Source organism: Actinomadura montaniterrae (genome assembly GCF_008923365.1).
Taxonomy (GTDB): Bacteria; Actinomycetota; Actinomycetes; order Streptosporangiales; family Streptosporangiaceae; genus Spirillospora; species Spirillospora montaniterrae.
The window spans coordinates 1-15,177 of record NZ_WBMR01000220.1 but is presented as its reverse complement, the minus strand read 5'-3'; the positions used below and the strand labels follow the sequence as shown (position 1 = coordinate 15,177).

12 protein-coding genes and 1 pseudogene are annotated in these 15,177 nt (G+C 72.4%); 9 read left to right on the top strand and 4 right to left on the bottom strand.

Annotated features, from left to right (window positions below):
- Positions 1-91: 91 nt before the first annotated feature.
- Entirely contained in the window at positions 92-1,255 is a 1,164-nt protein-coding gene (locus tag F9B16_RS41690; protein ID WP_151545783.1) for a hypothetical protein, read from the bottom strand.
- Between the two features lie 306 nt (positions 1,256-1,561).
- On the opposite strand from F9B16_RS41690, the gene tig reads away from it, so the two are divergent.
- The 4 genes from tig (at position 1,562) to clpX (ending at position 6,081) form a co-directional block, all read left to right on the top strand.
- Positions 1,562-3,061, top strand: a complete 1,500-nt coding sequence (tig, locus tag F9B16_RS41685) for a trigger factor (protein ID WP_151545782.1) — start codon at positions 1,562-1,564, stop codon at positions 3,059-3,061.
- Positions 3,062-3,279: 218 nt separating this feature from the next.
- Positions 3,280-3,912: a ClpP family protease gene (locus tag F9B16_RS41680; RefSeq protein ID WP_151545787.1), complete on the top strand. Its 633-nt coding sequence runs from the start codon at positions 3,280-3,282 to the stop codon at positions 3,910-3,912.
- A gap of 61 nt (positions 3,913-3,973) precedes the next feature.
- Complete coding sequence (locus tag F9B16_RS41675; RefSeq protein WP_151545786.1) at positions 3,974-4,636, top strand: ATP-dependent Clp protease proteolytic subunit; 663 nt, start codon at positions 3,974-3,976, stop codon at positions 4,634-4,636.
- A 170-nt stretch (positions 4,637-4,806) separates the two neighbouring features.
- Positions 4,807-6,081: an ATP-dependent Clp protease ATP-binding subunit ClpX gene (gene clpX, locus F9B16_RS41670; RefSeq protein ID WP_151545781.1), complete on the top strand. Its 1,275-nt coding sequence runs from the start codon at positions 4,807-4,809 to the stop codon at positions 6,079-6,081.
- Between the two features lie 101 nt (positions 6,082-6,182).
- Here clpX and F9B16_RS41665 read toward each other — a convergent pair whose 3' ends face one another.
- Both F9B16_RS41665 and F9B16_RS41660 read right to left on the bottom strand, forming a co-directional pair.
- Positions 6,183-6,836 (bottom strand): response regulator, encoded by a 654-nt coding sequence (locus tag F9B16_RS41665; RefSeq protein ID WP_151545780.1) that lies wholly within the window; start codon positions 6,834-6,836, stop codon positions 6,183-6,185.
- A gap of 21 nt (positions 6,837-6,857) precedes the next feature.
- Entirely contained in the window at positions 6,858-7,658 is an 801-nt protein-coding gene (locus F9B16_RS41660) for a sensor histidine kinase (protein WP_151545779.1), read from the bottom strand.
- 209 nt (positions 7,659-7,867) lie between these two features.
- Here F9B16_RS41660 and F9B16_RS41655 point away from each other — a divergent pair, with 209 nt between their 5' ends.
- Entirely contained in the window at positions 7,868-10,489 is a 2,622-nt protein-coding gene (locus F9B16_RS41655; RefSeq protein ID WP_151545778.1) for a valine--tRNA ligase, read from the top strand.
- 134 nt (positions 10,490-10,623) lie between these two features.
- Positions 10,624-11,658, top strand: a complete 1,035-nt coding sequence (locus tag F9B16_RS41650) for a hypothetical protein (RefSeq protein WP_151545777.1) — start codon at positions 10,624-10,626, stop codon at positions 11,656-11,658.
- Here F9B16_RS41650 and F9B16_RS41645 read toward each other — a convergent pair.
- Positions 11,615-12,841, bottom strand: coding sequence for a folylpolyglutamate synthase/dihydrofolate synthase family protein (locus F9B16_RS41645; protein WP_151545776.1), 1,227 nt, complete (start codon positions 12,839-12,841; stop codon positions 11,615-11,617). The genes F9B16_RS41650 and F9B16_RS41645 overlap by 44 nt on opposite strands.
- Positions 12,842-12,923: 82 nt before the next feature.
- Here F9B16_RS41645 and F9B16_RS41640 point away from each other — a divergent pair, with 82 nt between their 5' ends.
- From F9B16_RS41640 to F9B16_RS41630, 3 genes and pseudogenes are all read left to right on the top strand, one after another.
- Positions 12,924-14,345, top strand: a complete 1,422-nt coding sequence (locus F9B16_RS41640; RefSeq protein WP_404800564.1) for a bifunctional folylpolyglutamate synthase/dihydrofolate synthase — start codon at positions 12,924-12,926, stop codon at positions 14,343-14,345.
- 5 nt (positions 14,346-14,350) lie between these two features.
- Positions 14,351-14,764, top strand: coding sequence for a DUF4233 domain-containing protein (locus F9B16_RS41635; protein WP_151545784.1), 414 nt, complete (start codon positions 14,351-14,353; stop codon positions 14,762-14,764).
- Between the two features lie 122 nt (positions 14,765-14,886).
- Positions 14,887-15,177: pseudogene (locus F9B16_RS41630) on the top strand (hypothetical protein); the annotation flags it as partial.

The window sequence follows — 15,177 nt, the reverse complement described above, 5'->3', positions numbered from 1 at the left end:
GGCCCCCCCCGCCGCACTTCGCCGCCATGCCCAAGCTCCCCGCAGCTTGGCGCGGCTTACTGCCGTTCGGGGGTGATGTGGCCCTATCCGGTCAGCGGCCGGTGCCGCGCCAGCGGCCGTCCGAGCGCGTCTCGGTGTGGGGTTCCGGCGCGGGGGAGCGGCGCGGATCCGGCGCGGGCCGGCGCGGCGCACCGCCGCCCTGCTGCGGCGGGTTCGGCAGGTTGTACGGGCCCGTGCCCAGCGGGTCCTGCGCGTAGGGGCTGCGCTGCGGCGGCACCCGGGGCGGAGGCTGCTGCTGCCCGAGCTGCGGCCCGCCGAGCACCGGCCCGCCCACCGCGGGACCGCCGAACGGGTCCTGTGCGGCGGAGACGTCCTCGCGCGGGCGCGCGTCCTCCTCGACCGGCCGGTGCCGGGGGAACTGCAGGACGGCGACGGCGCCGAGCAGCAGCGCGCCGAACCGCATCGCCGAGTGCCCCATGTCCTTCGGCCACGCCTCCGCGTACATGAAGGTGCCCATGGTGAGCAGGTACGACTTGGCGCTCACCGTCATCACGGTCGACACGATCGACACCCGGCAGCGCTGGAACGCCATCACCATGATCCCGAAGCCGATCGCCGCCGCGAACACCGTCAGGTACGGCCAGGGCGTCGCGGCGATCCGCAGGCTGGTGGCGTGCGCGTCGTCGCTCCACCCCTTGATCGCCAGCTCGGCGGTGCCGACCGGGAACCCCGAGCTCAGCCCGTAGGCGATGCCCGTGACGGGGCGGGCGTGCCGGCCGTCCGGCCGGTAGTCGCCCAGCACGAGGATCAGCACCGGCACCAGCACCGCCGGCGCCACCACCACGGCGATCTTCCACAGCGGCACGTCGGCCGACCGGATCGGCTCGTGGCCGCTGATGGAGGCGGTGAGCAGCAGGATCGCGGCGGCGATCAGCAGCAGGCTGAGCCACTCGCGGGCGGTGAGCCGCTCGCCGAAGAAGACCATCGCGATGAGCAGCAGCGGCACGACCCCGGACATGAAGATCGGCACCGCGGTGGACAGCGGGAGCTTCCCGAGCGCCACGATCTGCAGGCTGAGGCCGCCGAGCACGACGGCGAGGGCGATGAGGAAGATCCAGTTGCTCACGATCGTCCAGATCATGTGCAGGATGCGGTTGCCCCGGACAGGGGCCATCCGGTCCGCCGCCAGCTTGAAGACGGCGAACCCCAGGTAGTACAGACCGGTCGCGCTGAAGGCCGCGGCTATCCCGTTCATCCCGGACGAGTATGGGGGGTCCGGGTGCCAAATGTCACTGCCTGTACGGGATTGTTGACAGCGATTCGCCGGTCCGAGCCCACCGCGATGTCCGCAGACGCCGCCGCTACCCCATAGACTTGGCGCGCGAGGGCGCGGAGCCGCATCTCGGCATGCCCGCGCCCGCGAAGACCGACCGGCTGAGAAGACGCAGACGGGCAGCGGCATGAAGGCCGCCTGCGTCGAGGCCGGGCGCTCGCCAGGCAGGAAAGAGCACGCGTCGAACGCCGCGGCCGAGACAGCGCCCGATCAAGGAGACCTACCCCAGTGAAGACCGATGTCGAGGAGCTGACCCCCACCCGGGTCAAGCTCACCGTCGAGGTTCCGTTCGACGAGCTCAAGCCGAACCTCGACAAGGCGTACAAGGAGATCTCGCAGCAGGTGCGGATCAAGGGCTTCCGGCCCGGCAAGGTCCCCGCCCCGCTGATCGACAAGTACGTCGGCCGGGGTGCGGTCCTGCAGGAGGCGGTCAACGACGCGCTTCCCGAGCTGTACGGCCGCGCCGTCGAGGAGACCGAGATCTTCGTTCTCGGCCAGCCGGAGGTCGAGGTGACGGAGCTGGACGACGGTTCCCAGTTCGCCTTCACCGCCGAGGTCGACATCCGGCCGAAGTTCGAGGTGCCGGACTACGACGGCATCGAGGTCGTCGTCGACGACGCCGAGGTGACCGACGAGCAGGTCGACGAGACGGTCGGCAACCTGCGCGAGCGGTTCGCGTCGCTGACCACCGCCGAGCGGGCCGTCGAGGAGGGCGACTTCGTCACCGTCGACCTGGTCGCCAAGGTCGACGGCGAGGAGGTGGAGGACGCCTCCACCACCGGCTACTCCTACGAGGTCGGCAGCAAGTCGGCCATCGAGGGCCTGGACGAGGCCCTGGTCGGCCTGTCCGCCGGCGAGGACAAGACCTTCACCGGCACCCTGGTCGGCGGCGAGCACGCCGGCGAGGAGGCCGAGATCACCGTCACGGTGCAGAGCGTCAAGGTGAAGAACCTGCCCGACCTGGACGACGAGTTCGCCCAGCTCGCCAGCGAGTTCGACACCATCGACGAGCTGCGCGAGGACGTCCGGACCCGGCTGGGGCGGCAGGTGAAGCTGCAGCAGCTGTCCGAGGCGCGCGACAAGGCCCTCGAGGCGCTGCTGGAGAAGATCGACATCCCGCTGCCGGAGAAGGTGGTGGAGGAGGAGATCAGCCGCCGCAACCAGCAGCTGGAGCAGCAGCTCCAGATGGCGGGCATGTCCAAGGAGGACTACCTCAAGGACGAGGAGAAGTCCGAGGAGGAGTTCGACACCGAGGTCGCCGACGCGGCACGGCTCGCCGTCAAGGGCGGCTTCGTCCTCGACCAGCTCGCCGTCCAGGAGGAGCTGAACGTCGAGAACGAGGAGCTCAGCGAGTACGTCGTCACGCAGGCCATGCAGATGGGCGTGGCGCCGCAGCAGCTCGCCGAGTACCTCACCCAGAACAACCAGCTCCCGGCGATCGTGTCGGAGGTGCTGCGCAGCAAGGCGCTGAACCTCGTGGTCGAGCACGTCACGATCAAGGACGAGTCCGGCAACGTGATCGACGTGGAGGCCGTGCAGCGCGAGCTGAACGGCGAGACCGCCGACGCCGAGGCCGCCGAGGCCGCTGACGGCGCCGGGGCCGCCGGGGCCGCCGGCGCCGAGACGGCCGAGGCCGGGGAGCCCGCCGAGGAGACCCCCGCGGAGACGGCTGAGGCCGCCGCTGAGGAGGCCCCCGCCGCCGACGCCAAGGACGACGACGCGAAGTAGGCCCGTCGCGTTCAGGACGTTCTGAGCGTTCCCGACACGCCCCGCACCCGCGCTCCGGGTGCGGGGCGTGTCGCGTTCGCGGAGATCGTCCATACCTCGCCGGGGCCTGGGTACGCCCCTGGCGAAAAGGCGGCCCCCCGGGCTTAAGCGGGGTCGTGAGCGCGTTACTGTCCAATCATCCGAACCGATTAAAAGGACCGGAGGAACACCCGGTGAGCATGCCTCCGACTTTCGACGAGTCGTCGCGGATCCAGGCGCGGGTGGCCGAGGCGCCCCTGCTGCCCCTGGGCGACCAGCTGTTCCAGCGGCTGCTGCGCGAGCGCATCGTCTTCCTCGGCCAGCAGGTCGACGACGACATCGCCAACCGCATCTGCGCCGAGCTCCTGCTGCTGTCGGCCGAGGACGGCCGCCGCGACATCACGCTCTACATCAACTCGCCAGGTGGCTCCGTCACCGCCGGCATGGCGATCTACGACATCATGCAGTACGTCCCGAACGACATCGTGACGGTCGGGATGGGGCTGGCCGCCTCGATGGGCCAGTTCCTGCTGTGCGCGGGCACCACCGGCAAGCGCTACGCCCTGCCGCACGCCCGGATCATGATGCACCAGCCGTCCGGCGGCATCGGCGGCACCGCCTCCGACATCAAGATCCAGGCCGAGCAGATGCTGTACGTCAAGAAGACGCTCGCCGAGAAGATCTCCCAGCACACCGGCCAGCCGCTCGACCAGATCGAGCGCGACTCCGACCGGGACCGCTGGTTCACCGCCGACGAGGCCAAGGACTACGGGTTCGTCGACCATGTCGTCCTCAGCGCCAACCAGGTGCCCTCCGAGGGCCCCGTCTCCTGACGACCTGAACATCTATCGGAGGCACACAGTGAGCGACCTCATCCGACCCGGCTTCAGCGATCTGGCCCGGCCCGGCGTCCAGGCGGGCGGGTCCCCGGCGCCGATCGACGGCCGGTACATCATCCCCTCCTTCGTCGAGCGCACCACGTACGGGGTCAAGGAGATGAACCCGTACAACAAGCTCTTCGAGGAGCGGATCATCTTCCTCGGCGTGCAGATCGACGACGCGTCCGCGAACGACGTGATGGCCCAGCTGATCACGCTGGAGTCGATCGACCCGGACCGCGACATCAGCATCTACATCAACTCGCCCGGCGGCTCGTTCACCGCCATGACGGCGATCTACGACACGATGCAGTTCGTCAAGCCCGACATCCAGACGGTCTGCATCGGCCAGGCCGCCTCGGCCGCCGCGGTGCTGCTCGGCGCCGGCACGCCCGGCAAGCGGGCCGCGCTGCCGAACTCGCGGATCCTGATCCACCAGCCCGCGACCGAGGGCACCTACGGCCAGTCCAGCGACATCGAGATCCAGGCCCGCGAGATCATGCGGATCCGCGAGCTGCTCGAGACGATCCTGGCCGAGCACAGCGGCAAGCCCATCGAGGAGGTCCGCCGCGACATCGAGCGCGACAAGATCCTCACCGCCGACGAGGCCAAGGAGTACGGTCTCATCGACGATGTCTTCGCCAGCAGGAAGCGCAAGGCGGAGGTAGTGTCGTCCTGAGGACGTAGGACGCGGGGAGTCCCGAGCCCGGTGGTCATACTTCCGGGCGAGGGGCTTACCAAGTCCGTTGGAGGCGGTAACGTCGAGTCCAACGTCGAGAGCCCTCGGGACGCCAGCCGGCCGCGCCGCACCCTCTCAGACGGGCGGCCCCACGAAAAGGAGACAGTTGGGTGGCACGCATCGGCGACGGTGGTGATCTGCTCAAGTGCTCGTTCTGCGGGAAGAGCCAGAAGCAGGTCAAGAAGCTCATCGCGGGTCCGGGCGTGTACATCTGCGACGAGTGCATCGATCTCTGCAACGAGATCATCGAGGAGGAGCTCTCCGAGACCTCCGACCTGAAGTGGGACAACCTGCCCAAGCCGCGGGAGATCTACGAGTTCCTGGACTCCTACGTGATCGGGCAGGAGACGGCGAAGAAGGCGCTGTCGGTCGCCGTCTACAACCACTACAAGCGGATCCAGTCGGGTGACGTGGGCCGGGACGACCAGGTGGAACTGGGCAAGTCCAACATCCTGCTGCTCGGCCCGACCGGATCCGGCAAGACGCTGCTCGCGCAGACGCTCGCGAAACTCCTCAACGTCCCGTTCGCCATCGCGGACGCCACGGCGCTGACGGAGGCCGGATATGTCGGCGAGGATGTCGAGAACATCCTCCTCAAACTGATCCAGGCGGCCGACTACGACGTCAAGAAGGCCGAGACCGGGATCATCTACATCGACGAGGTCGACAAGATCGCCCGCAAGAGCGAGAACCCGTCGATCACCAGGGACGTCTCGGGCGAGGGCGTCCAGCAGGCCCTGCTGAAGATCCTGGAGGGCACCACCGCGAGCGTCCCGCCGCAGGGCGGCCGCAAGCACCCGCACCAGGAGTTCATCCAGATCGACACCACGAACGTGCTGTTCATCTGCGGTGGCGCGTTCGCCGGCCTGGAGAAGATCGTCGAGTCCCGGGTGGGCAAGCAGGGGATGGGCTTCGGCGCCCAGATCCGCTCCAAGTCCGACTTCGAGGAGTCCTCGGCGGTGCTCGGCGACGTCATGCCGGAGGACCTGCTGAAGTTCGGCATGATCCCGGAGTTCGTCGGCCGGCTCCCGGTGATCACCTCGGTGCACAACCTGGACCGGGAAGCGCTGATCAACATCCTGACCGAGCCGAAGAACGCGCTGGTCCGCCAGTACCACCGCCTCTTCGAGCTGGACGGGGTCGACCTGGAGTTCACCGACGACGCCCTCGAGGCGATCGCCGACCAGGCCATCCTGCGCGGCACCGGCGCCCGCGGCCTCCGCGCGATCATGGAGGAGGTCCTGCTGTCGGTGATGTACGAGGTGCCGAGCCGGCAGGACGTCGCGCGCGTGGTCATCACCCGCGAGGCGGTCCTGGAGCACGTCAACCCGACCCTCGTCCCGCGCGACCGCCCCAAGCGCGAACCGCGCGAGAAGAGCGCGTAGCGACCGCTTGCGAACGTCCCTGGCCCGAGGCCCAGGGGCGTTCGCGTGTCCCGGGTCGGCCGCGGGGTTCGTCCCCGGTCAGCGCTGGGACTCGTCGCTGGTCAGCCGCGTGATTCGCCGAGACCGGCCTCGCGGGCGAGGACGATGGCCTGGGCGCGGTCGGCGACGTGCAGCTTCATGAAGATGTTCGACACGTGGTTGCGGACGGTCTTCTGGCTGAGGAACAGCGTGCCGGCGATCTCGGCGTTGCTGCGGCCCTGCGCGATCAGCTCGAGGACCTCCCGTTCCCGCTCGGTGAGCTGCGGGAACGCGGCCTGCCGCGGGTCGGGCATGTCGGTGAAGTAGGCGAGGACGCGGCGGGCGATCTCCGGCCCGTAGATGGCCTCGCCGGCCGCGACGGCCTTCACCGCCCGCGCGATCTCCTCGGCGCCGGACTCCTTCAGCAGGTAGCCGCGGGCGCCGGCGCGCATCGCGTTGAACACCGAGTCGTCGTCGCGGAACATCGTCAGCACGAGCACGCCGATGCGGGGGCTGGTGCGGGTGATGGTCCGGGTGGCCTCGATGCCGTTGCCGCCGGGCATGTGCAGGTCCATCACGACCACGTCGGGCTGCAGTTCGGCGGCCATCCGGACCGCGTCCGGGCCGCATTGGGCCTCGCCGACGACCTCGACGCCCAGCGCCTGCAGCAGGCCCTTCAGGCCCTGCCGGAACACCGGGTGGTCGTCGGTGATGAGGACCCGGATCGCGTCCGTCATCGGCGGCCTCCGCTCACCTGCTCAGGGGCGCCCGTTCCGGCGTCCGGGCGGAGCATGATGGTACCCGGCGGCGCCGGGGGCGGGCAGCGGCAGCCGCGCGGACACGACGGTCCCGCCGCCGGGCCGGGACGTGACGGTGCAGCCGCCGCCGATCTCCGCCGCCCACTCCTTCATCGCGGCCATGCCGCGGCGCGGCCGCGGGCGCTCGCCGTTGCGGGCGCCGTCCGGCAGCCCGGGGCCGGTGTCGGCGACCATCAGGTGCAGGTCGGCGTCGCGGCGCAGCAGCACCATCGCGGTGCTGTCGGGCGCGTGCAGCCGGACGTTGGTCAGCGCCTCCTGGGCGATGCGGTACGCGGCGACCTCGACGGCGGCGGGCAGTTCGGCGGGCCCGCCGTCGAACCGGACGTCGACCCGTTCGGCGCAGCCCTCGGCGAACGACTCGATGGCGGCGACGAGGCCGAGGTCGTCCAGCGCGGGCGGGCGGAGGCCGTGCGCGAGGTCGCGGATCTCGCCGACGGCGGTGGCGAGCCGGTCCCGGACGTCGGCGAGCAGCGGGTCCATCCGCTCGGGCTCGCCGGCGAGGGTGATGCGCGCCGCGTCCAGGGACATGGCGAGGCTGGCGAGGGTCGGGCCGAGCCCGTCGTGCAGGTCGTGGCGGAGCCGGCGGCGCTCCTCCTCGCGGCTGGCGAGGATCCGCTCGCGGGAGCGCTGCAGGTCGCGGGTGAGGCGCAGCAGGTGGGGGATCGCCGCGGCGTGCGCCGCGACGGCCCCGGCGGCGAACGCGCCCGCCAGCGCGGCGGTGCGCCCCAGTACCGCTCGCATCCCTTCCCACTCCTTTCGCCCCCGGTGTCGCGGCGTGTCGGCATCACCCTTTCCGTGGGGGCGACCCGGTGTCAGGTGACCTGTGTCCCGTCCGCGGCGGGAAAACGCTCTCTGGGGCCGCCGCGGGCCGCCACGGGCCGCTGTGCGGCGGTGCCGGGCGGCGCGGGGCGGGCCGTGGGACCGCCGCGGTCCCCGTAGAATCGTTGGCCGTGACACAGCCCAGCAATGAGCGCGGCCACGGGGCCGCCGCGGACGTCGACCTGCCCACCCAGTACCGACCGGCCGATGTCGAGGGCCGGCTCTACGAGCGGTGGGTATCGGCGGGGCTGTTCACCGCCGACCCGGCCCGCGACCCGTCCCGGCCCGCGTACTCGATCGTGATCCCGCCGCCGAACGTGACCGGTTCGCTGCACATGGGGCACGCCCTCGACCACTCGATCCAGGACACCCTGATCCGGCGGCGCCGGATGCAGGGCTACGAGACGGCGTGGATCCCCGGCATGGACCACGCGGGCATCGCGACGCAGAACGTCGTGGAGCGGGAGCTGGCCAAGGAGGGCCTGTCCCGGCACGACCTCGGCCGCGAGGCGTTCGTCGACCGGGTGTGGAAGTGGAAGGCCGAGTCCGGCGGCCGGATCCTCGGCCAGATGCGCCGCCTCGGCGACTCCGTCGACTGGACGCGCGAGGCGTTCACGATGGACGACCAGCGCGCCCGCGCCGTCCGGACGATCTTCAAGCGGCTGTTCGACGACGGCCTGATCTACCGCGCCGAGCGCATCATCAACTGGTGCCCGCGCTGCCTGACGGCGCTGTCGGACATCGAGGTCGAGCACGAGGACGTCGACGGCGAGCTCGTCTCGATCCGGTACGGGTCGGGCGACGACGAGATCGTGGTCGCGACGACGCGGGCGGAGACGATGCTCGGCGACACCGCCGTGGCCGTCCACCCCGACGACGAGCGGTACGCGCACATGGTCGGCCGGGAGATCGAGCTGCCGCTGACGGGCCGCCGCATCCCGGTCGTGGCGGACGAGCACGTCGACCCGGCGTTCGGCACCGGCGCGGTCAAGGTGACCCCGGCGCACGACCCCAACGACTTCGAGATCGGCCGGCGGCACTCGCTGCCGTCGATGTCGGTGATGGACGAGCGGGGCGTGGTCACCGTGCCCGGCCCGTTTGAGGGCCTGGACCGGTTCGAGGCGCGCCCGGCGGTCGTCGCGGCGCTGCGCGAGCAGGGCCGGATCGTCAAGGAGATCCGCCCGTACGAGCACTCGGTCGGGCACTGCCAGCGCTGCTCCACGGTGGTGGAGCCGCGGGTGTCGCTGCAGTGGTTCGTGAAGGCGGGGCCGCTGGCGAAGGCCGCGGGCGACGCGGTCCGCGACGGCCGGGTGGCGATCCACCCGCCGGAGATGGCGTCCCGCTACTTCGAGTGGGTCGACAACATGCACGACTGGTGCATCAGCCGGCAGCTGTGGTGGGGGCACCGCATCCCGGTCTGGTACGGCCCGGACGGCGAGACCGCCTGCCCCGGCCCGGACGAGGAGCCGCCCGCCGGCTGGACGCAGGACGGCGACGTCCTCGACACCTGGTTCTCCTCGGCGCTGTGGCCGTTCTCGACGCTCGGCTGGCCTGGCAAGACGCCCGAGCTGGAGCGGTTCTATCCGACGTCGGTGCTGGTCACCGGGTACGACATCCTGTTCTTCTGGGTGGCCCGGATGATGATGTTCGGGCTGTACGCGATGGACGGCGCCGAGCCGTTCACGACCATCGCGCTGCACGGGATGGTCCGCGACCAGCACGGCAAGAAGATGTCGAAGTCGTTCGGCAACGTCGTCGACCCGCTCGACTGGATCGACCGGTACGGCGCCGACGCGACGCGGTTCACGCTGCTGCGCGGCGCGAACCCGGGCGGCGACGTCCCGGTGGCGGAGGAGTGGGCGCAGGGGTCGCGGAACTTCTGCAACAAGCTGTGGAACGCGACCCGGTTCGCGATGATCAACGGCGCGCACGTGCGCGGGGACGTCCCGGCCGAGCTCACGACGGTGGACCGGTGGATCCTGTCGCGGCTGCACGCGGTCATCGCCGAGGTGGACGCGCAGCTGGAGTCCTACGACTTCGCCAAGGCGTGCGAGACGCTGTACCACTTCGCGTGGGACGAGGTGTGCGACTGGTACGTGGAGCTGGCGAAGGTCCAGCTCGCGGACGAGCGCGCCGACGCGACGCGACGCGTCCTCGGCGAGGTGCTCGACAGCCTGCTGCGGCTGCTGCACCCGGTGATCCCGTTCGTCACCGAGGAGCTGTGGACCTCGCTGACCGGGGCCGACACGATCGTGACCGCGTCCTGGCCGTCCGCCGACGCCGGCCGCGCCGACCGCGGCGCCGAGACCGTGGTGGAGTCGCTGCAGCGGCTCGTCACCGAGGTCCGCCGGTTCCGCGCCGACCAGGGGCTCAAGCCGGGCCAGAAGGTCGCCGCCGCGCTGGAGTGGGGCGGGTCGCCGCTCGCCGCGCACGAGGAGGGCGTCCGCGCCCTGCTGCGGCTGACCGCGCCGGGCGACGGCTTCGCGGCCACCGCGTCGCTGCCGGTCGAGGGCGTCACGGTCCGGCTGGACACCGCCGGGGTGATCGACGTCGCGGCCGAGCGCAAGCGGCTCGACAAGGACCTCGCGGCGGCGCGCAAGGAGGCCGACCAGGCGCGGCGCAAGCTCGGCAACGAGGCGTTCATGGCGAAGGCGCCCGAGGCGGTCGTCGCCAAGAACCGCGACCGGCTGGCGCAGGCGGACGCCGCCATCGCGCGGCTGGAGGCGCAGCTCGGCGCGCTGCCGCCGGCCTGAGCGCGGCGGGTCGGCGGCGTCCGGCCGGGCCACGGGCGCCCGGCCTGACGCGAACGGTCGGCGCGGGCCCGGCCGCCCGGTTACGATCCGGGTGATCCGCGGGCTTTCAGGCGTACGGAATCCTCGGGAGAGCAATGGCCGAATCACCTCCTCGCCCCGGCGTGCCGGGTGCGCCGCCGGGCGACGAGCCGGGCCGCCAGCAGGTCGTCGAGGACGGCGGGCCGCCCGGGGGGTTCACCGCCGCCCCGGCGCCCTGGGGCGACTCGCCGCCGTGGTGGTCGGCGGGCGCCGACGGGACGGGACCGCAGATGATCGCGAACGGCACGGGCCCGCAGCCGCTTCCGGGCGGGACGGGCGGCCACCGCCTGCCCGTCGCGGCGAACGGCACCGGCGGGCACCCCCTGCCCGTCGGGACCGGCGGGCATCCGCTGCCGGGCGGCACGGGCGGGCATCCGCTCCCGAACGGGACCGGCCCGATCGTGCTCCCGGACGGGACCGGGCCGCACCTGCTGCCCGCGCCGCTGGGCGCTCCGCCGCCCGGCGCGGCCGAGCCGGCGCGGGAGCGCCGGCAGGTGTCCGGGCTGCTGCTGGGCGCCGCGGTCGGCGCGGCGCTGGTCGCGGTGCTGCTGGTCGGCGTCCTGGCGTTCAAGCCGGACGGGCCCGGCGCGGAGAAGGGCGGGAAGGGCGCCGGGGCCGGGTCGGCCGCGTCCACCCGGAAGATCAACGTGCTGCCGCGCGCCGGCGGGATGACCAGGGACCCCGTCGAGCCCGCCGCCAGCGCGGCGTACCCGTTCGTCATGGCGGCCGTGGAGGCCGCCGGCGTCCCCGCGGCGAAGAACGGCACGGCGGTGTACACCGAGCCGGTCGGGCGCGCGAATGTGCTGTTCGTGGGCGGGACGGGCGCGGTCGGCGACCCGGCGGCGTTCCTGCGCAAGCTGCGGCCCAGCACGTTCATCTCCGGCGAGCAGGGCAACCCGGGGCAGAACGGCGGCAGGGCGGAGTGCGGGACGTTCGCGGTGCTCGCCGAGACGCACACATACTGCGCGTGGGCGACCCGCGACTCCTACGGGATCGTCGCGTCCGACGTCGCGACCGCGAACCCGGACTTCTCGCTGATGGACGACGTCATGCGCCGGATCCGGAAGGACGTCGAGAGGCCGGCGCGGTAGCCGGCGGGACGAACAGCCGCTCGGTGCCGGCCCCGATCCGGTCGAGGACGAGCCCGGTGAAGTAGACGGTGCCGAGCACGGCGACGCGGTGCCCGAGGGTGGCGAGCGCCTCCGGCGTGACGGCGCTCGCGCCGACGACGTCCCAGGACGGCGGGAGCGGCCGGGTGAAGCGCAGGTGCTCCTGCGGCAGCCGGACGTAGGTGACGGGCAGGTCGCCGAGCGCGCGCACGGCCCCGTCGAGGTCCTTGTGGTCGGGCAGGCAGACGACGGCGTGATCGACCTCGCCCCAGCGTTCCTGAGCGGCGGCGAGCGCGGCGGCGACGCCGGTCCCGTCGATGGCGGAGTCGATGAGCAGCGTCGTGGCCGTCCCGGGGACGGTGTGCCAGGACACCCGGCCCGGCAGCACGACCGTGGACAGCACCTGCCGCAGCGTCTCCGCCGGTGGACCGCCGCCGATGAGGCGGCGAGCGGCGGCGATGCCGGTCGCGGCCGCGGCGCGTCCGAGCCCGGCGGGCAGGAGATCGGCGGGGACGCCGCCGTCGCCGGCGTACTCCACCGGGCCGAGCGCGTCAGCCACGTCCGGGGACTGGGGCGCCGACACGGTCGGCGTGCCCGGCCCCGCCACGCCGCGCTTCTCGGCGGCGATCTCCGCGGGCGTGTCGCCGAGCACCCCGGCGTGCTCCAGGAAGATCGGCGTGATGGCGACCACGTCCGGCGGGAACAGTGCGACCTCGTCGGACCGGCCGCCCATTCCGGCCTCCAGGACGAGCACGTCCGCGCCCGCCTGGCGCGCGTGCAGGACGCCGGCGAGCGTGAACAGCCCGGACGGCGACAGGTAGCCGCCCGCCGGCGGGCCGAGCCCCGCCATGGCCGCGCCGAGCCGGTCGCCGAGGCGCGCGAGTTCCGCGTCCGAGACCGCCCGGCCGCCGATCCTGATCCGGTCCCGGTTGCTGCGCAGGCCGGGGCTGGTGACGGTGCCCACGCGCAGGCCCGAGGCGGCGAGGAACGCCGACGCGTACGTCGCCGCCGTCCCCTTGCCCTTGGACCCGACGACGGTCAGCACCGGCAGGCCGGGGGACAGGACGCCCAGCGCCTCCGCCAGCTCGCGTGCGCGGGCCAGGCTGCGCGTCTCGCCCGGTCGGCGCCGCTCCCATTCCCGGAAGAAAACCTCATCGGCCCGCATGGTTCCCATGGTTCCACTCCGCGCGCCCCCGGCCGCCGCGGGTGCGGACTGGGCCGGCGGCACCGCCGGATAGGCTCTCATCGTGAGCCAGGCAACCGAGCCGCTCGACTACCGCGGCGCCGTGAGCGCGATCATGAGCCGGGGCGTCGAGTGGGAGATCGACCCGACCCTCGACCGGATCCGCGACCTCGTGGACGTCCTGGGCGAGCCGCACCGCGCGTATCCGGTGATCCACGTCGCGGGCACGAACGGCAAGTCCAGCACCGCGCGGCTGATCGAGGCGCTGCTGCGCGAGCGCGGCCTGCGCACCGGGCTGTACACCAGCCCGGAGATGACGACGCTGCGCGAGCGGATCGCGATCGACGGGGAGCCGATCAGCGAGGAGCGGTTCGCCGAGGCGTTCCAGGACGTGCTGCCGTACGTGCAGCTGGTCGACGGCAAGCACGAGGCGCGGCTGTCGTTCTTCGAGGTGCTGACCGCGATGGCGTTCGCCGCGTTCGCGGACGCGCCCGTCGACGTGGCGGTCGTCGAGGTCGGCATGGGCGGCACGTGGGACGCGACGAACGTCGCCGACGGCACGGTCGCCGTCGTCACCCCGATCGGCCTGGACCACACCCGCTACCTGGGCGACACCCTCGAGGAGATCGCCGGGGAGAAGGCCGGGATCATCAAGCCGGGCTCGGTCGCGGTGCTGTCCCAGCAGCCCGTCGAGGCGGCCGAGGTGCTGCTGCGGCGGGTCGTGGAGACCGGCGCCGCCGCGGCGCGCGAGGGCATCGAGTACGGCGTGCTGAGCCGGGACGTCGCGGTCGGCGGCCAGATGATCGGCGTGCGCGGCCTGCACGGCACCTACGACGAGATCTTCCTGCCGCTGTTCGGGGAGCACATGGCGAGCAACGCCGCGACCGCGCTGGCGGCCGTCGAGGCGTTCGCCAGCGGCGCGCCGACCAGGGGAGAGGTCGCGCTGGAGGCCGCGACCCGGATCGCCCCCGGCGAGGCGTTCCTCGGCGGCGACGAGGGGCAGCTCGACCCGGCGCTGGTGCGCAGCGGGTTCGCCAAGTCGGCGTCGCCGGGCCGGCTGGAGGTCGCCCGGACGGGCCCGACCGTCCTGCTGGACGCGGCGCACAACCCGGCCGGGATGGCGGCGACCGTCGCAACGGTCACCGAGTCGTTCGGCTTCACCCGGCTGGTCGGCGTGCTCGCCGTCGCCGCGGACAAAGACGTCGCCGGGGTCCTCGACCAGCTCGAACCGGTCCTGGCCGAGCTGGTCGTGACGCGCAACTCCTCGCCGCGGTCGCTGCCGCCCGAGGAGCTGGCGGAGATCGCCGAAGGGATCTTCGGGCCGGAGCGGGTCCACGTCGCGGAGCGGCTGGACGACGCGATCGACCGCGCGATCGGGCTGGCCGAGGAGACCGGCGAGTACCGGGGCGCCGGCGTCCTGATCACCGGTTCGGTGGTCACCGCGGGCGACGCCAGGACACTGCTGCGGGTAGAGGAGGGCCGGTGACCGCCATGGCCGAGGGCACCACGGAAGGCGCGACGGAGGGCACCCGGCAGCAGGCCGGGGCCCAGGCCGGGGCGCAGGCCGGGAGGAAGGCCGCGAATCCGGTGCGTAGGCTGTACGCCACGGTGCTGGCCTGCGAGGCGATCGTGATCGCGCTGGCGATCCCGGTGGCGGTCGCGGTGCTGGACGTGTCCGGCGCGACGGCCGGGGCGGTGTGCGGCGGCCTCGCGGTGCTGTGCCTGCTGATGGCCGGGCTGCTGCGGTTCCGGTGGTCGTTCGCGGCGGGCTCGGTGCTGCAGGTGGCGATCATCGCGACCGGGTTCATGGTACCGGCCATGTTCTTCCTCGGCGTCCTGTTCGGGGCGCTCTGGCTGACGGCCTTTTGGATGGGACGCAAGGTGGAGCGGCTCCCGGCACGCTAAATTCGCGGGGACGGCATCAATTCCTCGCCGAATCCCTGCGCACGATGGACGAACAATTCCGACATTCTTCTTTATTGGGAAATAGCGCGTTCGGCCGGGGACGACCTCCGAAGGAGCACGCCGTGTCCTCCCACGCGCACGACCACCCGGGCGTCCCGCTCGCGGCGCCGGACTGCCCCGCCGCCGGCGCCGCCGCGGCACGGCGCCGGAGCGCGGCGCTCGGCGCGCTGCTGACCGCCGTCACCGTCCTGCCCGCCGCCGTGCTGGTCGTGCCCGACGCCACCGCCGGCGTCGTCAACCGGCTGCTGCTGCCGTTCGGCCTGCACCACATCCCGAACTCGCTCATCTGGTTCGTGTTCGGCTCCTACAACGGCCCGGACGGCGTCGTGCACGGCGAGATCAACCGGTACCTC